This window comes from Streptomyces sp. ISL-66 (genome assembly GCF_018614135.1).
GTDB lineage: Bacteria > Actinomycetota > Actinomycetes > Streptomycetales > Streptomycetaceae > Streptomyces.
This window is the reverse complement of record NZ_JAGGOW010000166.1, coordinates 1-26,362: the sequence shown is the minus strand read 5'-3', so window position 1 is coordinate 26,362 and position 26,362 is coordinate 1. Positions and strand designations below refer to the sequence as shown.

General features: G+C 71.2%; 16 protein-coding genes and 2 pseudogenes. 6 read left to right on the top strand and 12 right to left on the bottom strand.

Annotated features, from left to right (window positions below):
- Positions 1 to 539, bottom strand: a pseudogene (locus J7E97_RS29495) (hypothetical protein); the annotation flags it as partial.
- A 216-nt stretch (positions 540 to 755) separates the two neighbouring features.
- Between J7E97_RS29495 and J7E97_RS29490 the strand changes: the two are divergent.
- Entirely contained in the window at positions 756 to 1,907 is a 1,152-nt protein-coding gene (locus J7E97_RS29490) for a hypothetical protein (protein ID WP_251055351.1), read from the top strand.
- A gap of 416 nt (positions 1,908 to 2,323) precedes the next feature.
- On the opposite strand, the gene J7E97_RS29485 is transcribed toward J7E97_RS29490, so the two are convergent.
- From J7E97_RS29485 to J7E97_RS29475, 3 genes are all read right to left on the bottom strand, one after another.
- On the bottom strand, positions 2,324 to 3,271 hold the full coding sequence (locus tag J7E97_RS29485) for a 3-oxoacyl-ACP reductase (RefSeq protein WP_215033661.1): 948 nt from the start codon (positions 3,269 to 3,271) through the stop codon (positions 2,324 to 2,326).
- A 24-nt stretch (positions 3,272 to 3,295) separates the two neighbouring features.
- Positions 3,296 to 4,372, bottom strand: coding sequence for a Zn-dependent alcohol dehydrogenase (locus J7E97_RS29480; RefSeq protein ID WP_215033659.1), 1,077 nt, complete (start codon positions 4,370 to 4,372; stop codon positions 3,296 to 3,298).
- A gap of 87 nt (positions 4,373 to 4,459) precedes the next feature.
- Complete coding sequence (locus J7E97_RS29475) at positions 4,460 to 5,314, bottom strand: MaoC/PaaZ C-terminal domain-containing protein (RefSeq protein ID WP_215033657.1); 855 nt, start codon at positions 5,312 to 5,314, stop codon at positions 4,460 to 4,462.
- Between the two features lie 260 nt (positions 5,315 to 5,574).
- Here J7E97_RS29475 and J7E97_RS29470 point away from each other — a divergent pair, with 260 nt between their 5' ends.
- Positions 5,575 to 5,934, top strand: a complete 360-nt coding sequence (locus J7E97_RS29470; RefSeq protein ID WP_251055353.1) for a DNA-binding response regulator — start codon at positions 5,575 to 5,577, stop codon at positions 5,932 to 5,934.
- Between the two features lie 56 nt (positions 5,935 to 5,990).
- Here J7E97_RS29470 and J7E97_RS29465 read toward each other — a convergent pair whose 3' ends face one another.
- From J7E97_RS29465 to J7E97_RS29445, 5 genes are all read right to left on the bottom strand, one after another.
- On the bottom strand, positions 5,991 to 7,178 hold the full coding sequence (locus tag J7E97_RS29465) for a lipid-transfer protein (protein ID WP_215033653.1): 1,188 nt from the start codon (positions 7,176 to 7,178) through the stop codon (positions 5,991 to 5,993).
- A gap of 21 nt (positions 7,179 to 7,199) precedes the next feature.
- Positions 7,200 to 9,338 carry an acyl-CoA dehydrogenase gene (locus tag J7E97_RS29460; protein WP_215033651.1) on the bottom strand — a complete coding sequence of 713 codons (2,139 nt, stop codon included), beginning with the start codon at positions 9,336 to 9,338 and terminating at the stop codon, positions 7,200 to 7,202.
- Positions 9,339 to 9,412: 74 nt separating this feature from the next.
- Positions 9,413 to 10,495 (bottom strand): endonuclease/exonuclease/phosphatase family protein, encoded by a 1,083-nt coding sequence (locus J7E97_RS29455; RefSeq protein ID WP_215033649.1) that lies wholly within the window; start codon positions 10,493 to 10,495, stop codon positions 9,413 to 9,415.
- A 145-nt stretch (positions 10,496 to 10,640) separates the two neighbouring features.
- A complete protein-coding gene (locus tag J7E97_RS29450; RefSeq protein ID WP_215033647.1) occupies positions 10,641 to 10,901 on the bottom strand; it encodes a DUF397 domain-containing protein in 261 nt (86 codons plus the stop codon).
- Positions 10,861 to 11,709, bottom strand: coding sequence for a helix-turn-helix transcriptional regulator (locus J7E97_RS29445; protein ID WP_215033645.1), 849 nt, complete (start codon positions 11,707 to 11,709; stop codon positions 10,861 to 10,863). The genes J7E97_RS29450 and J7E97_RS29445 overlap by 41 nt, the downstream gene beginning before the upstream one ends.
- An 84-nt stretch (positions 11,710 to 11,793) precedes the next feature.
- On the opposite strand from J7E97_RS29445, the gene J7E97_RS29440 reads away from it, so the two are divergent.
- Positions 11,794 to 12,213 carry an ATP-binding protein gene (locus J7E97_RS29440; RefSeq protein WP_251055350.1) on the top strand — a complete coding sequence of 140 codons (420 nt, stop codon included), beginning with the start codon at positions 11,794 to 11,796 and terminating at the stop codon, positions 12,211 to 12,213.
- A 13-nt stretch (positions 12,214 to 12,226) separates the two neighbouring features.
- Here J7E97_RS29440 and J7E97_RS29435 read toward each other — a convergent pair whose 3' ends face one another.
- Complete coding sequence (locus J7E97_RS29435; protein ID WP_215033643.1) at positions 12,227 to 12,844, bottom strand: hypothetical protein; 618 nt, start codon at positions 12,842 to 12,844, stop codon at positions 12,227 to 12,229.
- Between the two features lie 106 nt (positions 12,845 to 12,950).
- On the bottom strand, positions 12,951 to 20,801 hold the full coding sequence (locus J7E97_RS29430; RefSeq protein ID WP_251055349.1) for a ricin-type beta-trefoil lectin domain protein: 7,851 nt from the start codon (positions 20,799 to 20,801) through the stop codon (positions 12,951 to 12,953).
- Between the two features lie 569 nt (positions 20,802 to 21,370).
- Here J7E97_RS29430 and J7E97_RS29425 point away from each other — a divergent pair.
- The gene (locus J7E97_RS29425) at positions 21,371 to 24,541 is read left to right on the top strand and encodes a hypothetical protein (RefSeq protein ID WP_215033639.1); all 3,171 of its coding nucleotides are present in this window, start codon (positions 21,371 to 21,373) and stop codon (positions 24,539 to 24,541) included.
- 131 nt (positions 24,542 to 24,672) lie between these two features.
- Here the strand turns inward: J7E97_RS29425 and J7E97_RS29420 are convergent, their stop codons facing one another.
- A complete protein-coding gene (locus J7E97_RS29420) occupies positions 24,673 to 25,014 on the bottom strand; it encodes a DUF5713 family protein (protein ID WP_215033637.1) in 342 nt (113 codons plus the stop codon).
- A gap of 205 nt (positions 25,015 to 25,219) precedes the next feature.
- Here J7E97_RS29420 and J7E97_RS29415 point away from each other — a divergent pair, with 205 nt between their 5' ends.
- Both J7E97_RS29415 and J7E97_RS29410 read left to right on the top strand, forming a co-directional pair.
- Positions 25,220 to 25,861, top strand: coding sequence for a class I SAM-dependent methyltransferase (locus J7E97_RS29415; RefSeq protein WP_215033635.1), 642 nt, complete (start codon positions 25,220 to 25,222; stop codon positions 25,859 to 25,861).
- A gap of 253 nt (positions 25,862 to 26,114) precedes the next feature.
- A pseudogene (locus J7E97_RS29410) lies at positions 26,115 to 26,362 on the top strand (N-acetylmuramoyl-L-alanine amidase); the annotation flags it as partial.

The following is a 26,362-nucleotide window of genomic DNA, read 5'->3' as shown; positions in this document are numbered from 1 at the left end:
GCCAGGGCCGCGGGACGGCGGGGGCCAGGGCCGCGGGACGGCGGGGGCCCGAGCGGGGGACGGCCAGGGCCGGAACCGCAGGACGGCCAGGGCCGGAACCGCAGGACGGCCGGGGCCAGAGCGGGGGACGGCCGGGGCCAGAGCCGCAGGACGGCCGGGGCCGGAACCGCAGGACGGCGAGTGACGTTGTCCGGTTCGCCGACGGCGGGGCCGACGACGCGCTGGGGGCCGCCTTGAGCCCGGTGGAGCCCATGGCGCGGGAGCGCGGGAGCGCGGGAGCGCGGGAGCGCGGGAGCGCGGGAGCGCGGGAGCGCGGGAGCCGTGGCGCCGAAGGCCGCCGGCTTCTCCGCCTCGTCGGAGAAGTCCTCGCCGCCCTGGGCCGCCGTCTTCTTTCCGGTCCTCCGGTCCTCCGGCCCCCCGGCCTCCTTGCCCGGCCCGGCCGCCGCAGCGGTGAGGGAGGAGGACTGCGGCTGCGGCTGCGGCTGCGGCTGCGGCGAGGGTGAAACGGCGGCGGCGACGGGGCGGCGGCGGAGGGACATGGGGCACCTCCCGGGGTGGGGAGCGGGCAAAGGCCGAAAAGGGGGTTAGGGGTGCCTCATCACTGGCTCACCCCAAACGCCCCGATATCGCACAGCACAATCACCGGCTTTCCCACAGGCAAACCGCCACCCGGCCACCCGTACGTGTGAAGCGCGCCTGGTCACCGTGTCCGGCGGCCGAGGCGATCACTAACTTCCTCACCGGAGGCGACCTAGATGACTGTCTGTGCCATCGAGACGACGAAGACGGCCCCGTTCACCATCGCCGCGGACGGCTCCTACGCCGCCCGGCTGGCCGGGGACGGCGAGGCCCGCTACCCGGAGCGCTGGACGCTGACCGGGCCCGAACCGTACGCGGTACCGCTGCCGCTCGGGCAGCCCGAGGAGGCGGACAGCGAGGTGCTGCCGCTGGCCGACGGGCGGGTGCTGATCCACCGGCGGGTGGCGGAGCGGCACGCGTTCGCGCTGCTGTACCCGACGGGCGGCAGCGGCGGCGGCCGGGCGGGCGGCGGCCCCCGGACCGGGGAGCTGGAGCTCGGAGCGGTCTGTCCGCAGGACGAGGAGGGCGGCCCGGACGGCGTACGGGTCACCCTGCTGCCGCCGTCCCCCGACGGGCGCGGGGCCTTCGCCCTGGCCGTGGGCGCCGCCACGACCACGGTGTGGCAGGTCGCCGGGACCCCCTTCGGGCCGGAGCGGGTCGCCCGCGTCCCGGGACGCTGCTCCGGCGGGGTCTGGCTGGACCGGACGGGCCGACTGCTGGCGCTGGACCGCGAACTGGACGGCCCCGGCGGGCCCGTGACCAAGGCGGTGGCGGTCGATCTGGAGCGCGGCGGCGAGGTCTCCCCGCTGCTCCAGATCGCCGAGGGAAGCGACGACCGGCTGCTGCTGGCCGACCCCGACAGCGGTCTGCTGCTGATCCGCTCGGACGCGCCGGGTGAACTCCGGCTCGGCTGGGGCGTCCTCGGCAGCGCCCGCCCGGTGCGGTTCCCCGAATGCCTGCGGGCCGTCGGCGCCACGGCCACGCCGTTCGCCGTGCAGCCGGGCCAGGCCCTGATGCCGGAGAGCTGCGGGGTCGCGCTGCGGGTGGACGAAGCCGGCGAGGGCTACGGCGGCAGCGTCACCGGGCTCGCCCTGTGGCGCCCCGTCGACCGCCACGTCTTCCACATCGGCGCCCCGGCCGGCTGGCTCGGCGGCACGGGCCTGTGGACCGCCGAGGGCCGCCTGCACCTCCCGTACGCGACACCCGAAGTCCCGTGCGGCATCCTCGGCATGAACCTCCCGGTAGCCCCACCCCCACCGATCCGCCTGTCCCCCGCCCCACCCCCACCAACCCGCCCGGTCCCCCTCCAACAGGCCCCGCTGGGCTAAACACCACCCACCTACGTCTCCCCCCGGCACCAAACCCGCCCACCAGACACGGCACCGCCCCTTCCAACCCCACTGGCCCAACCCCACCCTCGACCGGCCTCATTTCCAGCCCCGCCAACCCAATCCCACCCCAGGCCGACCGCATCTCCAGCTCCCCCGACCCACCCCAGCCCAGGCCGATCGCATTTCCGGCTCCCCCGACCCAGTCCCAGCCTCGACCGGCCCCATTTCAAGCCCCGCCGACGTTTGAGGCGCGGGGGTCCGGGGGCCGGCCCCCGGGAACGCACCCGCACCCGAGGCGCGGAGCCAGGCCAAATCCAGCCCCGCCGGCGATTGAGGCGCAGGGGTCCGGGGGCCGGCCCCCGGAAGCGGAAGGGAAGGGGAGCCGGACGGACATAGGGCGGCAGCGGCCGCGCTCAGCCGCCGTCGTGCTTGAGTCCGAGGACCTCCGCCGCCGCGAACGTCTCGTTCGCCGGGCGGGAGTCGTAGTGCGGGGTGAGGAGCCCGTCGAGCTCCTCGTAGGAGAAGGACTCCTTGGTGGTGTCGAACTTCGCCGCCACCTTCGGCCGTTCCATGACGACCACGATCCCGCCGTGGACGACGAACAGCTGCCCGTTGGCCTTGGCCGAGGCCGGCGAGGCCAGGTAGCCGACCAGCGGGGAGACGTGCTCGGGGGCGAGGGCGTCGAGCTTGCCCTCCTCCGGGACCTGGAAGCCCGCGAAGACGTCCTCGGTCATCCGGGTGCGGGCGCGCGGGCAGATGGCGTTGGCCGTGACCCCGTACTTGCCCAGCGCCAGGGCGGTCGAGGTGGTCAGGCCCACGATGCCGCCCTTGGCCGCCGCATAGTTCGGCTGTCCGGCCGAGCCGCCGAGGAAGGCCTCGGAGGAGGTGTTGATGATCCGGCCGTAGACCGGGCCGCCCGCCGCCTTCGACCGCTCGCGCCAGTGCGCGGAGGCGAAGTGGGTGGTGTTGAAGTGGCCCTTGAGGTGGACCCGGATGACCGAGTCCCACTCCGCCTCCGACATCGAGAAGACCATCCGGTCCCGCAGGATGCCCGCGTTGTTGACCAGGATGTCGAGCTTGCCGAAGCTGTTCACCGCCAGCTCCACCAGCTCGCGCGCCTGCTCGAAGTCGGCCACGTCACCGAGGTGCGCCACCGCCCGCCCACCCGCGGCCCGGATCTCCGCGGCGACCTCCTCCGCCGGGGCGGCCGAGGCCTCGCCGGAGCCGTCGCGGCCGGGCTGCCCGAAGTCGTTGACGACCACGCTCGCGCCGAGCCGGGCGAGTTCGATCGCCTCGGACCGGCCGAGGCCGCGGCCGGCGCCGGTGACGATGGCGGAGAGTCCCTCAAGTGGCAGTGACATCCGTACGGTTCCTCTCGAAACGGGTCAGAGTTCGATGCAGGTGCGCAGGGCGGTGCCCGTACGCATCTGGTCGAGCGCGTCGTTGATCTCGGCGAGCTGCACCCGGTGCGTGATCAGGCCCGCCAGGTCCACCCGGCCGGCCCGCCACAGCGCGATGGTGCGTTCGTAGGAGCGGAGCACGTCGCCGCCGCCGTACATCGACGGCAGGATCTTCTTCTCGTCGAAGAACAGGGAGAACATGTTGATCGAGTAGTTGTCGTCGAGCGCGCCCGCGCCGACCACGACGACGGAACCGCCGCGGCGGGTCATCTCGTACGCCGTCTGCGTGGTCTGGGACTTCCCGACGACCTCGAAGACGTAGTCGAAGCCCTCGCCCGCGGTGATCCGGTTCTTGGCGTCGGCGAAGGCCTCCGGGGAGACCGCCTCGGTGGCACCGAAGCGCAGCGCCGCCTCGCGCCGGGACGCGACCGGGTCGACGGCGATGATCTGCGCCGCGCCCTGCACCTTGGCGCCCTGGATGACGGAGATGCCGACGCCGCCGCAGCCGATGACGGCGACGGAGGAGCCGGCCTCCACCTTGGCGGTGTTGATGGCCGCGCCGAGGCCCGTGGTCACGCCGCAGCCGATGAGGGCGGCGATGTCGAAGGGCACGTCGTCGGGGATCGGTACGGCGCAGCCCGCCGGGACCACCATCTCCTCGGCGAAGGTGCCGGTGCCCGCGAAGCCGAAGATGCTGCTGGCGCCCCGCTGGAAGTTGGGGGTGACGACGTTGCCGAAGGCCTCCAGGCAGAGGTGGCCCTGGCCGCGCTTGCAGGAGGGACAGTGTCCGCAGGGCGGCAGCCAGCAGACCAGGACCCGGTCTCCGATCTTGTGGCTGGTGACCCCGTCGCCCACGTCCGTGATGACGCCGGAGCCCTCGTGGCCCGGGATGAAGGGGGCGGGCTGCGGCAGCACGCCGCTCATGGCGGAAAGGTCGGAGTGGCACAGGCCGGTGGCCTTGACGCGGATCTTGACCTTGCCGGGGCCGAAGCCCACGGCCTCCATGTCGTCGACGACTTCGAGCTTGTCCTGGCCTATCTCGCTCTGCAGTGCTGCGCGCACGGGGCGGCTCCTTCTGTCTGCCTGTCTGCCTGATTGCCTGACTGCTGGTCTGCCCGCCTGCTGGACTGCCTGACCGTCTCCGGCGGATTACGCGTGTTCGACGACGGTGTCGGCGAGGACCGGTGCGTCGTCCCGGTCGGCGGCGCTCACCGTGACCCGTACGCGGCCGGGCTCTTCCCACATCCGGATGCGCAGCGTCTCGCCCGGAAAGACGATCCCGGCGAAGCGCGTGCGGTAGGCGCGGACCCGGGAGACGTCCCCGCCCAGCACGGTGTCGACGACGGCCTTGAGGGTCATCCCGTACGAGCACAGGCCGTGCAGGATCGGCTGGTCGAAGCCGGCCGTCTTGGCGAAGTCGGGGTCCGCGTGCAGCGGGTTCCAGTCGCCGGAGAGGCGGTACAGGAGCGCCTGCTCCTCGCGGATCCGGCGCTCCTCGATCCGGTCGGGCTCGCGGTCGGGCAGTTCCGTGTTGACGGAGGGGCCGCGGTCGCCGCCGAAGCCGCCTTCACCGCGTACGAAGATCTGCGCGTCCGAGGTCCACAGCGGCCCGTCGGCGTCGGCGACCTCGGTGCGCAGGACGATCACGGCCGCCTTGCCCTTGTCGTAGACGGCGGCGACCTTGGCGGTGGAGTGGGCCCGCCCCTTGACGGGGATGGGCCGGTGCAGCTCGATGGACTGGCCGCCGTGCAGGACGGCGGCGAGGTTGACCTCGATGCCGGGGGCTGCGAGGCCGCCCATCATGGCCATGCCGGCGCCGGCGACGGTCGCGAAGCTGGGGAGCACGTGGAGCCTGGACTCCAGGGTGTAGCGCAGCTCGTCGGGGTCGGTGGCGGGGATGCCCGCGCCGAGTCCGAGGTGGTAGAGCTGGATGTCCTTGTGGTCCCAGCTGATTTCCCCCGTGCGGGGTTCGGCGGCGAGGGCCTTGGCGGCATCGATCGGCATGAGGATGCTGCTCCTTGTTCGTGGAAGACCTCGGCGCGGCCGTCCGCACCGTCGGCCGCACCGAGGTCGTATGCGGGACCGGGGTCTCTAGAACGCGTTCTAGGTATCCGGTGAAGGAATGTATAACGCACGTCCCAGCAGTTGGGAAGACTCCTGACGTCACGTCAGATCGTCTCCTCCAAGCGCGCGTTGGCTCGCTCCCGGAGCGTGTTGCGGTGTCGGTGGGGGCATCGCGCCCCTACCCTTCACGGGTGGACGAAATGCCCGTTGCCCAGCGTGTGACCCGGTCCCTGCGGGTGCTTTTGGCCCCGCCGAACCCGGCCCTGGCGGTCCTGCTCCGACTCCAGCCGGACATCGAGGTGGTACCGGACGCGTTCGCGCGGCCGGCGGTGGCACTGACGGACTCCGTGGAGCTCGTACCCGTCCTCCTCGCGGAGGATCCGGAGTGCCGGGTCCTGGTCCTGGCGGGGTCCGCGCGGGGTGATCTCGCAGGGGCGGTTCTTGCCGCCGGCGCGGCGGGCCTGGTCCTGCGGGACGGTCCGGTCGAGGACCTGGCGGACTCCATCCGACGGGCCTCGCGGGGCGAGATCGTGATCGACCCCGCCCTGGCGGGCCCGTAGCTGGTGCTGATGCCGGTGCTGATGTCGGTGCTGGTGCTGGTGCTGCGACCGGGGCACTAGCGGCGGAGGAGGGTGACGACCGCCGCGCCGCCCAGGCCTATGTTGTGGGCGAGGGCGGTCCGCGCCCCGGGGACCTGCCGCGGGCCCGCTTCGCCGCGCAGCTGCCAGACCAGCTCCGCCGCCTGCGCCAGCCCCGTCGCACCCAGCGGGTGGCCCTTCGAGATCAGGCCCCCGGAGGGGTTGACCACCCACCGGCCGCCGTACGTCGTCGCGCCGCTCTCCACCAGCGCCCCGGCCCCGCCGTCCTCGCACATGCCCAGCGCCTCGTACGTCAGCAGCTCGTTGATCGAGAAGCAGTCGTGCAGTTCGATCACGTCCACGTCCCCGATGCCCAGGCCCGACGCCTCGAAGACCTGCCGCCCCGCCGCCGCGGTCATCGGTTTGCCCACCGCGTCGATGCAGGTGCCCGACGAGAAGGACGCCTCCGTGTCCGTCGTCATCGACTGCGCGACGATCTCCACCGCCCGGTCCCCCAGCCCGTGCCGCTCCACGAAGCGTTCCGAGACCACCACCGCCGCCGCCGCGCCGTCGGACGTCGGCGAGCACTGGAGCTTCGTCAGCGGCTCGTGGATCGTCTTCGCCGCCAGGATCTCCTCGACCGTGTGCACGTCCTGGAACTGCGCGTTCGGGTTGTTCGCCGAGTGGCGGTGGTTCTTCGCGCCGACCGCCGCCAGCTGCGCGGCCGTGGTCCCGTACCGCTTCATGTGCTCGCGGGCCGCGTTGCCGAAGATCTGCGCGGTCGGCGGCGACATCTCGAAGCCGTGCCCGGCGGCCATGATCCCGTAGTGGCGGGCGACCGGCGAGGTCTTGAAGTCGCCGCCGTCCGAACCGCCTCCCAGCGCGCCCTTCTTCATCTTCTCGAAGCCGAGCGCGAGCACGCAGTCGTTGAGTCCGCCCTCCACGAACTGCCGCGCCATCATCAGCGCCGTGGAGCCCGTGGCGCAGTTGTTGTTGACGTTGTAGACGGGGACCCCGCTCAGGCCCAGCTCGTACGCCGCCCGCTGCCCCGCCGTGGAGGCCTGGAAGCAGTAGCCCACCGGCACCTGCTCGACCAGCCCGTACTCCACGCCCGCGTCCGCCAGCGCCGCTGACCCGGCCTCCTTCGCCATGTCCCAGTACTGCCAGTCCCGAGACTCCGGCTTCTCGAACTTCGTCATGCCGACGCCCACGATGTACGACTTCATCTGGATCAAAAGCCCCTTCGGTCAGTCCCTGGGAAGGCCGAGAATGCGCTCGGCGACGACATTGAGCTGGACCTGCGTGGTGCCCCCGGCGATGGTCAGGCAGCGGGACATGAGCATCCCGTGGACCGCCCGCCCGCCCTCCGCCTCGTTCACCGCGCCCGCCGGGCCCAGCAGTTCGAGGGCGAGCTCCGCGGTCCGCTGCTGGTGCGGGGTCTGTACGAGCTTGCGCACCGACGCGCCCGCGCCCGGCTCCAGACCGGACACCTGCTGGAGGGTGGTGCGCAGCCCGATGCAGGCCAGCGCGTGGGCTTCGGCGGCGAGGGCGCCGATCCGGACCCGGTAGCCGCCTTCGAGGTCCGCGGAGCGGGCCAGCAGGGCTTCGAGTCCGGTGTCGAAGGTCATCTGGTCGGCCATGTGCACGCGCTCGTTGCCGAGGGTGTTGCGCGCGACCTTCCATCCTCCGTCGGCCGCGCCGACCAGCGCGTCCGCGGGCAGCCGGACGTCGTCGAAGTAGACCTCGTTGAAGAGGGCCTCGCCGGTGATCTCCTTGAGCGGCCGGATGTCGATCCCGGGGGTCTTCATGTCCACGATGAAGTAGCCGAGCCCCTTGTGCTTGGGCGCGTCCGGGTCGGTCCGGGCCAGCAGGATCCCGTAGTCGGCGCTGTGCGCGGAACTCGTCCACACCTTCTGCCCGTTGACGAGCCAGCCCTCGGCGCCGTCCCGCGACGCCGTCCGCTCCGCCTTCGTCCGCAGCGAGGCGAGGTCCGATCCCGCCCCCGGCTCGGAGAAGAGCTGGCACCAGGTGACGTCTCCGCGCAGCGTCGGCAGCAGGTGACGCTCCTGCTGCTCGGGGGTCCCGTGGGCCAGCAGCGAGGGCACGACCCAGGTGGCGATCCCGAGGTCGGCGAGCTTGACGCCGGCGGCCTTGAGCTCCTGTTGCACGACGAGCTGTTCGAGGGGCCCGGCCCCGAGTCCGTACGGCGGCGGCAGGTACGGGGCCGCGTACCCGGTGGGCGCGAGGACGCGGCGGGCGGCGGCCGGGTCGAGGCCCTTGGCGTCCTCGATGGCGGTACGGGCCTTCGCGCGGTGCGTCTCGGCCCGCACGGGCAGGTCCAGCCGCAGCTCCCGGCGCGCGCCGGCCGCCGCGAGCCGCACGGCCCGTACCCGGTGTCCGTCGCCCGGTCCGAGCAGCTGCCGTGCGACGAGGGCCCGGCGCAGGTAGATGTGGGCGTCGTGCTCCCAGGTGAAGCCGATCCCGCCGAGCACCTGGATGCAGTCCTTGGCGCACGAGTAGGCGGCGTCCAGCGCGGTCCCGGCGGCCAGGGCGGCCACCAGCGAGCGCACTTCGGCCGGCTCCCGCGTCGCCTGGGCGGCGTCCCAGGCCAGTGCCCGCGCCTGCTCCAGGCGCACCAGCATGTCGGCGCACAGGTGCTTGACGCCCTGGAACTGCCCGATGGGCCGCCCGAACTGTTCGCGGACCTTCGCGTACTCGGCGGCGGTGTGCAGGGCCCAGGCCGCGGTGCCGCAGGCGTCGGCGGCGAAGAGCACGCAGGCGAGGTCCCGTACGAGTGCGGCGTCGAGCTCCAGCAGCCCGCCGGGCCCGGCGGTGACCCCGCGGGCCCGGACCTCGGCGGTGGGCCGGGTCGGGTCGGCGCTCTCGTGGGTGCGGATGTCGAGCGCGACGGCGTCGACGGCGAACCAGCGGGTGCCGTGCGCGGTCTCGGCGGCGAGCAGCACGAGGTCGGCCTCGCCCGCGCCGAGCACGGGCGGCGCGGTCCCGTCGAGCAGGTACCCGCCCTCCACGGCCACGGCGGTCAGGTCCCCGGGCCCCAGGGCGACGGCCGCGGTCCGCCCGTCGAGGGGCCCGGCCCCGGCCCGGTCCAGGAGTACGGAGGCCAGCGCGCTCGGCAGGTACGCCCCGGGCAGCGCGGCCCGGGCGGCCTCCTCGACGGCGACGGCGAGGTCGAGCAGGGTCCCGCCGTCCAGATGCGGTTCCAGCAGCCCGGAGGAGACGAGCCCGTCCCAGTAGGCCGGGCGGGCGCCCGTCCGGGGTGGGGTGTCGAGGAGTTTGCGCACCTCCTCGGGCGGCACGGCCCGCGCGACCCAGCCGCGGACGGCCTCGGCCAACTCCCGCTGTTCCTGTGTGATTCCGATGCCCATGCGCGGCAGAGTAGAACACGTTCCATTCTGACGGAAGGTCAGAACTGAAACGTGTTCCTACTCTCCGCGGTCCCTCAGCGCAGCTTGAGGACGCTCCTCACGCCGGCGTGGTCGGAGGGCCACAGGCCCGAGGGGGTGCGGTCGGCCTGACTGGCGCCCACCCGGTTGGCCGTCAGGGCGGTGACCTCTCCGCGGAAGAGGACGTGGTCGATGCGCTGGGTGAGCTTGGAGGTGGGGTTGCGCAGGTCGGCGTCCTGGCAGCAGGTGAAGCCCGGGTCGCGGGGGCGGGTGGCGGTCCAGGCGTCGGTGAAGCCGCCGGCCAGGAGGGCGTCGTAGGGCGGGCTGCCGGGGGGCGAGTTGAGGTCGCCGAGCAGGACGGCGGGGAGCGTGGTGTTCAGCGGCCCGGCGAGCAGTTCCCCGGCCTGCTGGAGCCGGACGGGAGGAGAAGCGGGCTCCAGGTGGGTGTTGACCACGCGGGCGGTACGGCCGCGCAGGGTGGCGTCGACGGAGACCCAGCCGCGCTCGACCAGGAGGGGGCCGGCCGTGCCCGGGCAGCCGGTGGCCGGGACGCAGATTTCCACGTGGCTCTGGAACACGGCCCCTCGCGGGTCGGCCACGGAGAAGTCGCGCGCGGGCAGGTCCGTGCGGGCCAGCATCACGTCACGGTCGGTGAGGCGGATGTCCTGCAATCCACCTCCGGGCATGATGCGCGGGGCCTCGAAGTCGCTGCCGACGGTGACGGTGGAGACCGCCTCGTAGTGCTTGCCGCGGGCGGAGAGCCTGTCGAGAAGGATCTTCACGAAGTCGTACTCGACGTGGGTGGCGGGTCCCGGTCCGGCGGGAGTCTGACTGCGCCACAGCACGGCTTCCTGAAGACCCACCAGGTGCGGGTCGCTGTCGGCGATCTCGTCGGCCAGCGCGTCGGCGCGCTCGGGGAAGTTCGTCGCCTGGACGTTCGCGTACACCGTGGTCACGGCGCCGACGAGCGCCTGCGGGGTGGTGGCGGCGAGGACGGGCGCGAGGTCGGCGCCCAGGTAGAGGTTGCGGGTCAGCACCCGCAGCGTGGCGGGGGGCTGGGCGGCCGAGGCCGCGGTGAGCGACCCGGGTGCGAGGAGCAGGACCGCGCACAGGGCGGATGTGAACCAACGGCGAGTCATCCGGGCAGACCTTTCGGCGAAGAGCGGGCGAAAGCCCGCATCTCCGCCGAAATCTAGGGCGGCCGATGGAAGGCCGCGATCCAGGTGTAGGCCGTCCGGCCGACGCACCCCGCACGCGCGGATGTCGGATGCGGATCGGGTGAGGTCAGAGACCGCGCACGAAGGTGGCGAAGGTGGCGGGGGTGACGGTGAAGGCGGGGCCGTCGGGGACCTTGGAGTCCCGGACGGCGATCCGGCAGGGCTGGGCGGCGACCTCGACGCACTCGCCACCGGTGTCACCGCTGTACGAGGCCTTGCGCCAGGCGGCGGTGCCGAGTGGGGCGCACTCGACGCACTCGCCGCCGGTGTCGGAGCTGTACGAAGACTTACGCCACAGCGCGCCCGTCAGGTCCTGGATGATCTCCATAGCGTTCCTCCATCACACGGGCGATCCGTGCCGCCGAGTCCTCCACGGAAAGGGCGGCGGCCTGCAAGTGATCGTAACGGAGCGAACCCTCCCTGAGCGCCTGCGGATTGGCGGTCATATGACCCTGGACGAAGTCTTCGGTGTAGATGAGGTCCGGGTCGTCCTCGAACCGTAGGACGGTGAACGAGCCCGGCAGTCCGGCATGGGCACCGGCCTCGAAGGGCAGAATCTGCACCTTCACCCACTCCCGGCTCCGCAGCTCCAACAGGTGGGCGAGTTGGTTTCGCATGACCTCCCGGCCGCCGATCTCCTGGTGCAGGACCGCCTCACTCAGCACCACCCACATCAGCGGCGGATGCTCACGCTCCAGGATCCGCTGCCGCTCCATCCGGGCGGCTACCCTCGCATCGAGGTTCCCCTCCTTCCGGACGCCGAGCACCGCCCGCGCGTAGTCCGGGGTCTGCAGCAGCCCGTAGACCAGCTGCGCCTGGAAGGTGGAGATGTACGTCGCCCGCGCCTCCATCTCCGCGTACGCCTGGAACCACGTAGGCAGCTGGCTGCGCAGCACCAACCCCACCAGCCGGGAGAACACCCCGCCCGTACCCAGCGCGGCGTCGACCCGTTCCGAGAAGTCCCGGGTGGGCACCTTCCTGGCCGTTTCGATCTGCCCGATCAGCGAGGCCGCGCAGAAGACGATGGCCCCCAGCTGTCCCTGTTTCAGCCCGGCCTCCTCCCGCAGGCGGCGGAGCTCCGAGCCGTAGTAGTCCAGCGGGGATGCGCTGGGATCGAGATCGCGGATGTTGACCATGGAGCGGTCACCCCCAAGTACACGCCGTGCCGGGTTCGTTTCGGTCCATAGCCGAGCGTAACCATCCCACTCCAGCCTGGTGTCATGAATCTCACAACTGGCTACGCGCCGGATGAAGTTGACGTCAGCTACCGCATGGGCTTCACCGTCGGTGACCACTCCGCCCGCCACATGCGCCGCGTCCTGCGGCTGTTCCTGACCCGCTGGGAGCTGGACGCGCTCGCCGAGGCCGCGGAGCTCGCCCTGACCGAGCTCGTCACCAACGTCGTGCGCCACGTACCCGATCGCGGCTGCGTGGTGCTCATCCTGCGGCAGCCGCAAGGGCTGCGCGTCGAGGTGGCGGACGGCTGTCCCGCGCCACCACGGGTGGCGGCGCGGGACGGCGACGGGCTCTCCGAGGGCGGGCGCGGCCTGCTGCTGGTCGAGGCCGTCACCGACCGCTGGGGCACGGATCCGGATCCCACCGGAAAGACGGTGTGGTTCGAATGCGACGTGCCCCGGTGACGGGGATCCGCGGCTACGCCTCTTCCCCGGTCACCTGCGCGAGCCAGCGCTCGGCCCACTGGCGCACTTCCGGCTCCAGCCAGTCGAATTCGAAGGCGATGCGGCGGGCGTGGTCGCGCAGTTCCCGGAAGCGGTTCGGCTCCGACACGGCGGTCGCTCCGATGCCGTCCTGCCAGTAGCCGCCCTGCACGAGGACGTCGGCGTCGGGCGACATCATGATGAAGGCGGGGTTGTTCGCCCCCGCCCCCAGGATCCGGTTCTCGCACCCGGCTCCCGCGATGTCCCAGTGGTCGGCGAGCGCCACCCGGACCCAGCGCCAGGACTGGAGCTCCGACTCGCCGGAGTCGTCCTGCGCGATGTCGACGCCGACGAGGAATTCGGGGCGCCCGTCGGCGCCCGTGGAGAACAGCCCGCGGTCCCGGGCCAGCCGCTCCCACTCCTGGTTGAAACGCGTGCCGAGATCCTCCTCCCCGTGGGCGAGGAGGAAACCCCGCCGGCCGCTCTCCGGCCCGAGGTTCGACACGAAGCTCGCCACGTTGACGGGCGGCAGGTCGCCGCGCGTGTCCATGACCCCGCGGAAGGCGAATCCGGCGGCGGACAGCTTGTCCAGCGCCTCCTGTGCGATGTCCATGCCTGCCGTTTCCTTTCGTTGCTGCCAAAAATTCGTTGCTGCCCAAAAAAGCGGGCGGGCTGCCCTTTCGGACAGCCCGCCCAGTTCAGCGTGTCACCAGTGGACCTCAGCGGCGACGCGCGTAATGGTGAAGCGTCGGCCGGTTGTAGTCGTGCTCCCCGTTCCTCTTGATCGGGAACCAGGCTATTTCGCCGGTCTGCAGATTGCGCATGACGCGCAACTGGTTGTTTTCCGGGAAACCGATGTTCGTGCCGTCGTAGATGGGAGAGCCCTCCCAGTTCGCCCAGCCCCGCACGCTTCCGTAGTTGCCGAAGTGGTCAGGACCGGGGTTCATGCGCTGCCGTGCACCGGGGTTGTCCGCGACGTACCGGGCGAGCCTGTCGAGGTCCCTCGACAGCTCCCGGTAGTTGGCGAAGTGCGCGTTCCAGTCGGCAGTGCGCTGGGCCTGCGCGGCCTCGCCGTAGGGGTCGTCGGCGAAGGCCGGGTTCTCGGGCGTCTGGCCGTCGCCCTGGTTGTCCCGGCTGGTGCCGCAGTTGTGGACGAGGGCCGAGGCACCCGCCGCCTCCACGTAGTACGTGTGGGCGTCGGAGACCGTCAGGTTGTAGACGGTGCTGTCCTGTGCCGTCCAGCGCTCGACCGAGCTGAGCTGGACATGGCTGCCGGCGCTGGTCCGCAGCCACTGCCCCGGTGCCAGGTCGGTGGCGTCGACCCACTTGCCGACCTCGGGCACCCAGAAGGGGTGGCCGTCGGTCGCCGTGATCTCAGCGGTCTTCGTCCCCGCCGTGCCGTCGGTGTCGACGGTGAGGGTGACGAGGTGCTTGAGGCCCTGGCCCTTGATCTCGGCGGTGACCGTCTCGATCCGGTTCAGACCCGTCTTCGGGTCGGTCGCGACGACCTTGTCGCCAACCTTGACCTGCTCGATCGGCTTGGTGGAGCCGTCGCCCATCAGCACCTTGGTGCCGGGGACGAAGCTGTTGTTGACCGGGCAGGAGCCGCTGTTCTCGGCCTTGCCGGAGCCACCGCTTCCGCTGGTTCCGCCCTTACCGCGGGAGGAACCGCCGGAGCTTCCGCCGGGCTTGCTGCTGGAGGCCTTGCTCCCGCCGCCCTTGCCGCCGCCCTTGCCCGCGTGCGAGGAGGCCTTCGGGGCCGCCTTGGCCTGGGCCTTCTTCTGGGTGGCGTTGCCCGTCTTTCTCTTCGCCGCGGCTGCCGCGTCCGCCTTTCTCTTGGCTTCTTCGGCCGCCTTCTTCTTGGCCCGTTGCGCGGCTTCCTTCTTGGCCTTCTCGATGGCGGCCTTCTTGGCCCTCAAGGCTGCCTCTTCGGCGGCCTTGGCCGCCTTGAGCACGATCTCGGCGGCCTTCTTGGCCGCCTTGAACGCCTGGATGGCGTCGATGGTGCGGTTGATCGCCCTCAGCACGGACGGGATCTTGCCGAGCTTCGCCCACGGAATGGCGTCCAGGATGATGCTGCCGCAGGACCACATGTCACCGCCGAAGCAGGCCATGGCGTCGTTGATGCCGATGAAGTCCTTCAGCGTCTCCCACGCCACGGCGAGGATGACGGAGGTGAGGGACTTGCCCTGCATCGCCTCGGCCTGGGCGACCTGCGCCGCCGACAGGCCCGCGCCCGCGAGGGCCGCGGCCCGCTCGGAAGCGGACAGGCTGATCGCCAGACCCGTCGGGTCGGAGTACGACACCGGGTTGTTGTGCGCGTACGCGTACCCGTTGGTCTGGAGCGGGTCGTTCAGGTCCAGGAGCGGGTCGGCGGACAGGAAGCGTCCGACGACCGGGTCGTAGAGCCGGGCGCCCAGCGGCTGGAAGCCGGAGGCGTCGTCCCTCGTCTGACCCGTGAACCCGCTGTGGCCCTGGAAGTTCTGGCCCGCGGTGTCGGCGCCCCGCTGGTTGCCGAACGGATCCTGCTTGCGGACCCGGACCGGCATGCCGCTGTAGAGGCCGACCTCCGTGTACGAACTGTCCTGGTGGTCGCCGGTCTGCGCGACCAGCGCCTCACCGCCGTTGGCGTTGGCGTAGCGCATCACGGCACCGCCCGGCGCCGAGTAGGTGCGCTCCGTACGGACCAGGACGCCGCCCTGCTGGACGGTGACCCGGGCGTCGCCCAGGTTGAGGGTCGCCTGCTTGCCCTGGATGGTCAGCAGGCGGCCGCCGTCGGGACCGTAGATGTGACGGGTGTCGTTCTGCGGCAGCCACTGCTGGGCGGCCTGCCCGGCTACACAGGCGGCCAGGACGATCGGCGTCGAATCGACGATCGCCGCGCCCTGCACCGCGAGGCACAGGCCGGAGGCGACGTGGGTCAGCTGACCCGAGGTGTTGCGCTTCAGCTGCTGCGCGGCGGAGCCGTTGCACTTCTGCAGCTGGGCGGCGGAGCCCGCCGTGTTCGCGGTCGGCTGGACGCACCAGGTGTCGTAGACCTCGAGGCTGCCGAGGTTCGCGTCGGCCTGCCCCGGTACCGGGTCGAAGTGCCACGACTGCGCCACGGTGCCGTTGCACGTGTACAGCTGGAGAGCGTTGCCGGGGCTCGCGAGACCCGACTTGAGGTCGAAGCACTTCTGGCCGAGACCCACGTACGGGGTCTTGCCGCCCGAGCCCTGGCCCGTGATCCGCTCGACCTGGCCGTCAGGGGTCCAGGTCAGCTCCTGCTTGTCGCCGTTCTGCGCCGAGGTGACCGACTTGGTCTCACCGGTCAGCTCGTACAGGCGCTCCGCCTCGGAGGTCACCTGCGCACCGGCCGGGGTGGTGTACTTCTTCGTCACCTTGGCCAGCGTGTGCGGCTGGTCCTTGGCGGCGCCCTTGCCGTACGCGTACTCGCTGGTGGCGTCCTTGGCGGCGTCACCGCCGAGGTCCTTCTCGGTCAGCTTGGTGCGGTTGCCGAGGAGGTCGTACTCGTACTCCTGCCAGTAGCCGGAGTTGTCCTTGCCGGCGGCGACGTTGAGGCTGCCGTCACCGTTCTTCGGGGCGGTGCAGCCCGTCTGGTCCTTGGAGGTCCAGGCCGACTTCAGCTGGCCCATCGGGTCGTACGCGAAGCACTGGCGCTCCTCGATCCCGACGGACTTCTCCTGGATCGCGGTGACGTTGCCGGCCGCGTCGTAGGTGTACGCCCGGTTCGAGACCAGGTTGCCGCCCACGAGGCTGGCGGTGTTCTGCTCGCGGTAGACCGACTGGTCCTTGAGCTCACCGGTGCCCTCGTCGTACGAGTTCTGCGACCACACGCGGTAGGGCTGGGCGCCCAGGGTCGAACGGAGCGCCTGGCCGTACGGCGAGTAGACGGTCTCCGAGCCGTACCAGTCCTTGCCGGAGATGGAGAGCGGCTTGCCGTCCTTGTTGTAGCGGACGACCAGCTTCTCGGCGGCGAACTTGCCGATCTCCGGGAGGGTGGTGTCCTCCAGCGCTCCCGTGTCCGAGTAGGAGTAGCTGTAGTTGTAGTCCTTCTTCAGGCCCCACGTGTCGGCGACCGACTGGGGCAGGGACAGCGTGGTCGAGGTCGGCTGGTAGTCCTTCGTGTAGCCGTTGACCTTCTGGGTGTACGCCAGGCCGTCCGTGTAGCGCGTGGCGGTGGCGGGCATGCCCTTGCCGCCGGCGACGGTGTCGTAGGAGAACTCCGACAGCAGGGCGCCGTTGGCGTCGTTCAGGCGCTGCTGCTTCGGCCGCGACAGCTCGTCGTAGCCGTTCCAGATCTTGACGCCGCGGGCGTTGGTGAGGGTGAGGACCCGTCCCTGGTCGTCGTACTGGGTGGAGGTCGTGCCGGTGTCCGGGTCGGTCGACGTCAGCGGCCGGCCGTTGTGGTCGTACGTCCAGGACCACGGGTGCGTCGGATCGGCCGAGGCGGTCGCCTTCTTGACCTGGCCGAGGGCGTCGTACTCGTAGCGCGTCGACGTGTAGCCGCCGGGGGCGGCGGGGTTGAAGGTGTCGGTGCGCGTCGTGCGGCCCGTCGCGTCGGTGAAGACGCGGTAGGAGGAGTCGCCCTGCGGGTTGATGACCTTCGACCAGTCCTGGCCGTACTCGTAGCGGATGGCCCGCTCCGGGTACGCCTTGGAGGAGGTCGCCTTGGAGATGGGGTCCACGTACTTCATGTACGGGGTTTCCTGCACCACGCGGCCGAGGCCGTCGTAGGTGTAGCGGGTGATGTTGGGGATCGCGCTGTCCGCGAGCGGGGTGAACAGCTCGCCCGGCTTCGCGTCCTTGGTCAGGTAGGCGTTGTTGGTCTGCCACACCTCGCCCGAGCCGTTGTACAGCGTGTCCGTGACGAGGAAGCCGGCGTTGTTGTCCGCCTCCTCCATCGACTGACGCTCACGGCCGAGGCCGTCGTAGAGCGTCACCGAGGTCTCGATCCGGTTCCCGTAGCCGCGCGAGTAGCTGGTGACGTACGGGGGCTTGCGGATCTTGAGCGTCGCGTCGTTCGGGTCGACCTGCTCCGCGGGGATCGTGTACTCGGCCCGGAAGTCCGGCACCGAGGAAGCCGACGGAGTGCGGCCGGGAGCCCACGCCTCGGCCAGCCGGCCCAGCGGGTCGAACTTGGCCTCGCTCACGTTGCCGTTGGCGTCCGTGGTCTTCAGCGTGGTCGCACGGCCCGGCTCGAGCTCCAGGACCTGGGTGTGCCCCGCAGGGTTGGTCTGGGTGACCTTGAAGACCTGGCCCGTCGGCGGGTCGTAGGCGATCGTGCCGAACTTGCCGTCCGGGTTCGTCTGGCGGACCACGCGGCCGATGGCGTCGAAGCCGGTCGTGCCGCCGCTCTGGAAGCCGGTGCCGTCGCCCTTGAGCGTCCAGGTCTCGGTGGCCAGGCCGCGCGTGTTGTCGGCGAGCGCCGTGCCGTACGCCGTGTTGTCGAAGGCGGTACGGGTGGCCGTGGTGAGCGTCGTGAGGTCGGCGAAGTTCGCGTTCGCGCAGAGCGTCGGCGAGCTCATGACCTGCTTGGTCAGTCCGATGATGTTCTTGCCGGCGTGGCTGAGGTACTCCGACTTGGTGCAGGACTCGTCACCCGGCTTGTCCACGTCGCCGAGGGACTCCACCAGGGTCGGCAGGCCGCTGGCCGGGTCGTACGTGGTCTTCGTCCGGACCTCGCGCAGCGTACGGGGATCGTCCGCGTTCGTGCCCGAGGACTTCGTGTACGCGATCTCCTCCGGCTCCGTGACCCGCCAGGCTTTCAGCGGTTCCAGGCCGTCGTCGCGGTTCCGGCTGGCCAGCTCCGTGGCCGCGGGGATCGTGATGCTCCGCGACAGCCAGTCGGTGTCGGCGTCGGTCGCGGTGCTGTAGCTGAGCTCCTCGGAGACGCGCCCGGCGAAGGCCTGGCGGTCGTAGACGGTCGAGCCGTCCGACGCCTTGACGACGTTGCCGTGGACGTCCTTGACCGGGACGCTGTCGCCCATGCCGCGGAAGTAGCGGGTGACGGCCTTGGACTGCTTGCTGCCGGTGGCCGGGTCTTCGCTGCCGGTGATGACGGTGGTCTGCTCGGCACCCGCGAACTGCGAGTACGTGCGCGTCGACTTCTTGGTGAACTCGGTGTCGGCGAGCTTCCAGGCCGGGTTCTTGTAGGCGTAGGCCGTCTTCGTCGCGTACGCGCCGTCGACGTTCGGGAGCTCTTCGATGGACTGGACCACGTACTTGTGGAACCAGTCGATGTCCTCGACCTCGGGGTCCGGGTTCCAGAACGACGGGTAGCACAGGCGGTCGTTCGACTTCAGCGCCGCCGTGTCGGTCTTGCCGGGCAGCGGGCCGGTGAGGCAGGAGCCCTCGATCGGCTTGTACGTGACGACGGTCTCGCCGCCGTACTCGTTGATCACGCGCGCGATGCGCAGCCGGGAGAAGCCCGGGCGCTGCGGGTTGACCGCGAGGACGCGGTTCGGCATGTCCTCGGTATTCGACTCGAACCGGACCGGGTTCAGTGCCACGCTGGCGTCGGTGGAGCCGTTGCGGGCGTAGCCGGTGCGCTGGATGGACTCCAGCCACAGGGCCGTGTTGGGGCCGGTCTTCAGCTCGGCGAAGCTCTGCTTCAGCTGGTAGACGTCCACGACCTGGCGGGCGGTGGTGTCGGTACGGCGCTGGGCCGAGGTCGTGATCTTGTCGAGGCGCTTGCGGGTCCAGAAGGTCGGACCGGCGTTCCAGCACTTCTTGCCGGACTCGCAGCGCAGGTCGGCCGGGGTGTCGAACCAGGGTCGGTACTGGCCGGGGTCCTTCGACTTGAAGTTGTCCTCGGTGCAGGCGACGTTGCCGACGGTGTAGCAGCGCTCGGCGACGGCGAAGCCGATGCGGGCGGGGGCCGTGGTGCTGAAGATGCTGTCCCGGCGCTGGCCGTAGTCGATGTGCGACAGGTATCCGTCGCGGTCGTAGACGACGGGCGCCTTGAAGTTGAAGTTGCGGGCGTAGTAGTTCTGGTCCTTCTTCCACCACAGCGACATGGCGTTGTTGTGGATGTCCTCGACGTAGTCGAGGCTCCAGCGCCAGCCCTGCGTGCAGTAGGAGTTGGCCCAGTCGCCCGCCTTGTAGCAGTCCTCGCCCGGGTGGTTGCCGTAGACCGGGACCGTGAGGACGGAGTCCGTGGTCGGGTCGTCGGCGGCGGAGCCGTGGTCGGACCAGCCGGGCAGCCTGTTCAGGCCGAAGTGGTAGCGGGTGCCGTCCTTGGTGGTGACGACCCAGTACTCGCCGTCCTTCGCGCCGTTGCCCGTGGCCTGGCCGGTGAGGCGCTCGACCTTCGAGCCGTCGCCGTTGGACGTGAACCACGTGCCCTTGGCCGCGTCCCACACCAGCTCGGTGGTCATGCCGCCGAGGGAGAGGGTGGCGTTGTCCGAGCCCCAGCACAGGTCCGCGGTGCGGTGCGTGGCGTTGTTGGAGCCGGCCTTCTTCGAGTCCTGGCGGCAGTTGGTGTACGTGCGGGTGATGGAGCCCGCGTTGTAGTCCCAGCCGTCACCGATCCACGAGGCCTGGTTGTTGGTCGAGGAGGTGCGGCCGTCGACCGACTGCGAGGAGTAGGCCAGGTTGACCTTCGGCATCAGGCCGCCGGCGGTCTCCGGGGTCTGCACCTGGTAGCCGTAGGTGAAGGCGCCGGAGGAGGAACCGGCGGACCAGCCACCGGAGGACAGCAGCGGGGAGGCCGTGAAGTCGCCCTGCACCGAGGAGCCGGTGTCGAGCATGCCGATCGCCGATCCGCCGGTGGCGTTGGCGACGGGCTGGACGCCTTCGCGCAGCGAGGCGTTGACCGGCTTGGCGGAGGTCGAGGTCGAGCCGCCGCCGAGCAGGCGTCCGACCGGCAGGGTGCCGGTGAGGACCTTGCGGGTGGGGGACTCCTTGGCCGCCGTGGTCTTGGTCGGCGCGTCCTTCGCCGGCACCGTCTGCACGGTGGAGCTCAGGCGCTCGACCTTGTCCGAGCCGGCCTTGAGCGACATGGTCTGGATGCCGCCGTCGTCGGCGCACTCGCCCGCGGTCGGGGAGGAGTAGACGCACTCGGGCAGCAGCACCAGGCCGAAGCGGTCGGCGGCCTGCGGCCCGTAGAGGTCGGCGAAGCCGGTCGTGTCGACGCTGAGGGAGACCTCGGCGGCCGGGTCGACCGTGGTCGGCGGGGTCACCTTCATGACCAGGCCGGAGACACCCGCGTCCTGCGAGGTGGCCGGCGAGGCGAGCTCGACCTTCCAGTCACCCGCGACGGTGGCCGGGTCGGCGCCGTCGGGGACACCGAGGGCGATCGGCAGGCCGTTGGTGACCGGGACGGTGGCGCCCGGCTGGGTGGCCGCCGACAGCGTCGCGTTGCCCGTGCCCGCGGCCCACGCGGCGGTGGCCTTCGGGTCATAGGGGTCGACCGGCACCTCGGGTGCCGTGGTCAGCGCCTTCTGCGCACCGCCGTCCCCGTCGAGCTCGGTCGTCTTCGGCAGGTCCGGGAGGTCGACCGTCGTGGTCGACCCGTCGCGGTCCATGCCCGCCCCCGGGATGGCGAGCGCCTCCCCGCCGAGGCTCATCACCGTCAGTATCGAGGACAGCAAAAGGACGGTCGCCGTGCGGCTTCGCCGCCGGCGCCGTCGTTGTGACTCCGTCACGGCTAGGCGTCCCCGCCCCAGCCATGACAGAGGACCTGAAGCACGCATGCGTGTCGACTCCCACCCTGACATTCAGATAACAGTGAGGTGCGGAAACACCAAAAGGCACACGCCTGGCTCAGGCGCGTGCGTGCGTACTCTCCGTCATCGGTCGCGCGGGGAGCAAGAACGTTTGCTTTCGGTTCCGCGCGCGTGAAGTGAAGTGACTCACACCCAGTTCGCCGTGAACGGGGACCAGCACGCACCAACCGGGAACATCCGCCAATCCAGACATCCACGGCCCTCAAGACGCACCAAAGGACCACAAAGCGGGCGCCGGTGACGGCTGGTCAAGGCAAACCCCGTGCAGAGTAACGGTCTTATAAAATTCTCATTTATAGACGCATCGTGAGGACTGTGTGATCGTGTCTCAGCTCTCTGCCCCGCGGCCTGCCGTCAGGGGCTGGTTGTGCTGTCCTCAATCCGTCTGGTTCCCACGGGAGTAGACCGCCGTGCCCGCGTCGCCCTATCTCAGCCCCTTCGTGCGCACGCGCACGCGGCTGTCTTTGACCATCGGCCTCTTGCTGGCCTCCCTCACAGCTGCCCTCTTGACCTGGTGGCAGCCCGATTCCGCTCCTGCGACGGCCGGCGGCGAGGCCGGCAACGCCCGGCAGGCGTCCACCGGCCCGAAGGACGAAGCCACCGCGGTGGACGAGGCCGTTCGCAGCGGCAAGCAGGTACTCATCGACACCGCCACCACGGCGACCTCGCTGACCTGGGCGCTGCCCGACGGCCAACTGCGCTCCGAGACCCACGCCCTCGCGCAGCGGGCCAAGAACGCGGAAGGCCGGTGGGCCCCGCTCGACAACAAGCTCAAGCGTTCCGACAAGGCCCCGCGCGGGCTCGGCGTCGCGCCCGTGAACGCGGCCCTGCCGGTGCGCTTCGCGAGCGGCGACGCCCAGAAGCCGCGCGCGGACCGCTCCTTCGCCCGGGCCGAGGTGCCCGGTGAATCGCTGCTCGCCGAGGTCGAGTTCGGCGGTCACACCATCGCCTACACCTGGCCGGGCGCCCTGCCCGAGCCGGTGCTCGACGGCCCGCGCGCCCTCTACTCCGAGGTGCTGCCGGGCGTGGACCTGCTGCTCGTGGCCCGCGAGGAGGGCGGCTTCGCCCAGGTCCTCATCGTGAAGACCCCGCAGGCCGCCCAGAACAAGGCGCTCGCCGAGGTCGGCTACGGGCTGCGTTCGGCGACCGCCACGTTCCAGCACGACGCCGAGGGCAACCGCGTGGCGGTCCTCGACAAGGACGGCGCCGAAGTCGGCTCCATACCGACCCCCTTCGCCTGGGACTCCAGCGGCCGCGACCCCGAGCTGCCCGAGGGCACCGCCGCCCGCACCGCGACCGCCACGTCGGCGGACGTCCTGAAGCTGTCCGGTCTGAGCGGCATCGAGCCCGGCGCGAAGTCCGCCCAGCTCCCCATCGCCCTGGAGGGCGACAAGACCGGCACCGCGCGCATCGCGCTGGACGTCGCCGGCACGGGCCTCCTCGCCGACGCGAACGTGAAGTACCCGGTCTTCGTCGACCCGACCATGAACGCGGGCTGGCAGGCGTGGACGACGGCGTACCGCCCGTACCCGAACTCCAGCTTCTACAACGGCACCAACTTCTCCTCCGGCACCTCCGACGCCCGCGTGGGCTACGAGTCGGACACCGGCGGTCTGGGCCGTTCGTTCTGGCGGATGGGCTTCGACCCGAAGATGAAGGGCGCCAAGGTCACCAGCGCGACCTTCAAGGTGCGGAACAACCACTCCTGGTCCTGCACCGCCCGCGAGTTCCAGTTCTACCTGACCGGCTCCATCTCCTCCGGTACCACGTGGAACTCGCAGCCCTCGTGGTCGACGCTGCTGCAGAAGAAGTCCTTCGCGCACGGCTGGTCCACGTCCTGCCCCGACGAGTACGAGGCCTTCGACAACTCCGGTGTGCTCGGGGCCGCCCAGAAGGGTGCCGACAACGGCTGGTCGAACATCACCTTCGGCATGCGCGCCACCAGCGAGTCGGACACGCAGACCTGGCGCAAGTTCGCTGCCACCTCCGCCACGTTCGTGGTGGACTACAACCGCCCGCCCTCCGAGCCGACCGCCGGCACCTCCACCCCCGGCGGCGCCTGCGTGCCCGGCCCGGGCGGCGGCGTGACGGTCGGCAAGACGAACATCGTCCTGAAGGCCACGGCCAAGGACGACGACGGCAACCTGTCCAAGGTGCGCTTCCGCTTCTGGAAGACCGGCGGCACCGTCCCGGCCGGCACCTTCGTCTCCGCCCCCGCGGGCGGCGGCACCGTGTCGCTGACGATCCCGGCCACCTTCCCGCTCGAGGACAAGGCCACGTACTCCTGGGACGCCATGGCGCAGGACGCCGTCGGTGCCACCTCGTCGGTCTTCCCGCCGGGCACGGAGCCCTGCCGGATCACCGTCGACGGCTCCGCGCCCCCGCCGCCGACCGTCGACGAGACGACCACGCCGTTCAAGCGGGCCACGGCCGACGGCGCCACGTGGGCGAACGTGAAGTTCGGCGAGACCGGTCCCCTGACCTTCACCTCCGAAGGCGCCGCGAAGTTCCGCTACGGCTGGGAGGGCGTCTACGTCGACGTCAACGCGGTCGACGGCTCCTTCACCGTCCCCGCGCTCAAGCCCCCGCACGCCGGCCCGAACTGGCTGCACATCTTCGCGCTGGACTCGCTCGGCAACGTGAGCGCCCGCACCGACTACGCCACGTACGTTCCGCCGCGCGACTCCGCCGACGGCCCGGGTGACGTCGGCGGCGACGGCATCGCCGACCTGATGATCATCGACGCCAACGGCAACTTCTTCTCCTACCCGGGCAGCCCGGGCGGCGAGCTGTACGGCGGCCTGACCGGCTCCTACACCATGGGCCCGGACGGCAAGCCCGTTCTCGCGCCGAAGGCACCGTGGTGGAACGGCACCAAGGCCGCGCTGATCTCCCACTACGCGGACGTCTACCCCGGCGACGGGTCCACCGACCTGTTCGCCGTGGACCCGGACGGCACGTTCTACCTGTACCCGGGCGACGGCTACGGCACCTTCAACGTGGACGAGCGGCTCGCGATCCGCCTCCCGTCCAACACCCCTGCCCCGGGCACCTGGGAGTCGATGAAGGCGATCGGCGACGTCACCGGCGACAAGCTGACCGACGTCACCGTAAAGGTCGGCACCCAGTTCTGGCTGCTCTCCGGCTACTCCGGAGCCACCTTCCAGACCGCGACGCTGATGGAGGGCTCCGCCTGGGGTCCCCGTGAGATCGTCAACATCGCCGACATCGACCTCGACAACACGCCCGACCTGCTGTGGCGCAGCCTGGACTCCGGCACCCTCTACCTGCGCCACGGCAAGCCCGGACCCGTCGCGGGCAGCGTCGACATCGACTCGCTGAAGCTCGCGGCCAACTCGCGCGAGGGCGCCGACACCGCCTACGGGACGAACTGGACGACGGCGAACATCTCGGCGATCGTCGCCATCCCGGACGTCAGCGGAGACCGGATCCCAGACCTGTGGGTCCGCTACGCCGACACCGGCAACATGAAGCTGTACTACCCGTCCACCACCAACACGAACCCCGCCGTCAAGACGGTGCTCGCGGTGGACTGGCGCGGCATCAAGTCCTTCGGCTGACGCCGGGGACCGCCCGGCCCGCGTGACGCCGGCCTCCAGGACCTTCTCGTGGTCCTGGAGGCCGACGTTCTTTCGTCTCCGCGTGCCTGCGTGCCTGCGTCCCTGCGTCTCCGACTCACCGCTTCACCGCCTCACCACTCGCGGGGGGCGATCAGCTCCTCCACGTCCGCGTCCGCGAACCCGTACGCCGAGGCCACGAACCAGAAGTCCTCGGCTATCTCCTCGCGCCCGACCGTCTCGATCCCGCTCCCCGCGGCCTCGAACTCCGCCTCCAGCAGGTTGAATTCCACGGTCGCCGCCGCCGTCAGCACGTACAGCGCGGCGAGGTCCGCCGGCCGCTCCGCCTCGATCCGCTCGCAGAGCCGCAGCAGGATCTCCCGGCCCTTGTCGAGGACGGCGTCGGGGAAGTAGTCGTCGCAATACAGCTGCCGGAGGAACACCCGCCCCGCCACCTGCTCGTTCGTGATCGCCACGGTGATCCCTCGTTCCCCTTCGAAATTCCTTTTCGAAGATCCGGTCCTCCGATCCTGCACCCCGCCACTGACAGCGGCCGCCGGTGTACGGGTCCGGCCCCGTGCGGCAGCGGCACGGACCCCGGGCATGGCGCCCTACCAGCGGGTAAGGCAGCATGGGCGGCCGACGCACGGCGCCGACGCACCCACCCCCAGGAGGAACACCATGGCCAGCCCCAAGCCGGAGACACTCGCCGCCTTCGAGGCCGCCAAGGGGTTCATGCCCGTAGGGGAAGGGCTCGCCCTGTACGAGGCGGCCGCCGCCGCCGCTTCGCTCGGGCTGCCGCTCCTGGAGGTCGGCACCTACTGCGGCCGCTCCACCATCCTGCTCGCCGACGCCGCCCGCGAGGCCGGGGTCGGCGCCATCACCGTCGACCACCACCGCGGCAGCGAGGAGCAGCAGCCCGGCTGGGAGTACCACGACCCGTCCACGGTCGATCCGGAGATCGGGCTGATGGACACCCTGCCCACCTTCCGCCGCACCCTGCACCGGGCCGGCCTGGAGGACCACGTCATCGCGATCGTCGGCCGCTCCCCGCAGGTCGCCGCCGCCTGGGGCGGCCCGCTCGGCCTGGTCTTCATCGACGGCGGCCACACCGACGAGCACGCGACCGGCGACTACGAGGGCTGGGCCCCGCACGTCGCCGAGCGCGGCACCCTGGTCATCCACGACGTGTTCCCCGACCCGGCCGACGGCGGCCAGGCCCCGTACCGGATCTACCTCCGCGCCCTGGCCTCGGGCGCCTTCGAGGAGGTCTCGGTGACCGACTCCCTGCGCGTCCTGCGCCGCACGGGCCCGGGCATCTGACCCGACGCCATCCGGCCCCGGCCCCGTCCGGCGCACCGGCCGCCCGTGCCCGCGCACGCGGATCCCGGCCGCCCGTGCCCGCGCGGATCCCGACCGCCCGCGCACGCGGGCGGATCACCGGCCGCCCGGCCGGACACACGCGGGCCCGGCTCCGGCCCCCGGCCCCCGACCCCAGCCCCGCATATAAGCGCACCGCGCCCCCGAATGGCTCAGGGTCCGTACATGCGACCGACCCCCGGTCTAGCATCGCCGGGTGCGCAACGAAGACAGCCCCCCGCCCCCCGAATCCGCCTCCTCGGAGAGCCCGGACCGGCCCTGGTACGTCCGGCGGTCCACCCTGGCCGTCACGGTCGCCGCGCTCGCTCCGGCCTGCCTGGCCGGGTGGGTGCTGACCGAGGTGCTCGGCGGCTCCGGCACCGACGACTCGCGCCCGCCCCGGATCGTGATGCCGCTCGCGGCCTCGAAGGCGGCCGGCGCCCCCGCCGCGGGCGCGGCCCCGCG

Excerpts from the sequence above, each read along its gene's own strand:
- J7E97_RS29490 (WP_251055351.1), top strand. The coding sequence starts at position 756 with ATGACTGTCTGTGCCATCGAGACGACGAAGACGGCCCCGTTCACCATC.
- J7E97_RS29485 (WP_215033661.1), bottom strand. The coding sequence starts at position 3,271 with ATGTCACTGCCACTTGAGGGACTCTCCGCCATCGTCACCGGCGCCGGC.
- J7E97_RS29475 (WP_215033657.1), bottom strand. The coding sequence starts at position 5,314 with ATGCCGATCGATGCCGCCAAGGCCCTCGCCGCCGAACCCCGCACGGGG.
- J7E97_RS29470 (WP_251055353.1), top strand. The coding sequence starts at position 5,575 with ATGCCCGTTGCCCAGCGTGTGACCCGGTCCCTGCGGGTGCTTTTGGCC.
- J7E97_RS29465 (WP_215033653.1), bottom strand. The coding sequence starts at position 7,178 with ATGAAGTCGTACATCGTGGGCGTCGGCATGACGAAGTTCGAGAAGCCG.
- J7E97_RS29460 (WP_215033651.1), bottom strand. The coding sequence starts at position 9,338 with ATGGGCATCGGAATCACACAGGAACAGCGGGAGTTGGCCGAGGCCGTC.
- J7E97_RS29455 (WP_215033649.1), bottom strand. The coding sequence starts at position 10,495 with ATGACTCGCCGTTGGTTCACATCCGCCCTGTGCGCGGTCCTGCTCCTC.
- J7E97_RS29450 (WP_215033647.1), bottom strand. The coding sequence starts at position 10,901 with ATGGAGATCATCCAGGACCTGACGGGCGCGCTGTGGCGTAAGTCTTCG.
- J7E97_RS29445 (WP_215033645.1), bottom strand. The coding sequence starts at position 11,709 with ATGGTCAACATCCGCGATCTCGATCCCAGCGCATCCCCGCTGGACTAC.
- J7E97_RS29440 (WP_251055350.1), top strand. The coding sequence starts at position 11,794 with ATGAATCTCACAACTGGCTACGCGCCGGATGAAGTTGACGTCAGCTAC.
- J7E97_RS29435 (WP_215033643.1), bottom strand. The coding sequence starts at position 12,844 with ATGGACATCGCACAGGAGGCGCTGGACAAGCTGTCCGCCGCCGGATTC.
- J7E97_RS29430 (WP_251055349.1), bottom strand. The coding sequence starts at position 20,801 with ATGAGCCTCGGCGGGGAGGCGCTCGCCATCCCGGGGGCGGGCATGGAC.
- J7E97_RS29415 (WP_215033635.1), top strand. The coding sequence starts at position 25,220 with ATGGCCAGCCCCAAGCCGGAGACACTCGCCGCCTTCGAGGCCGCCAAG.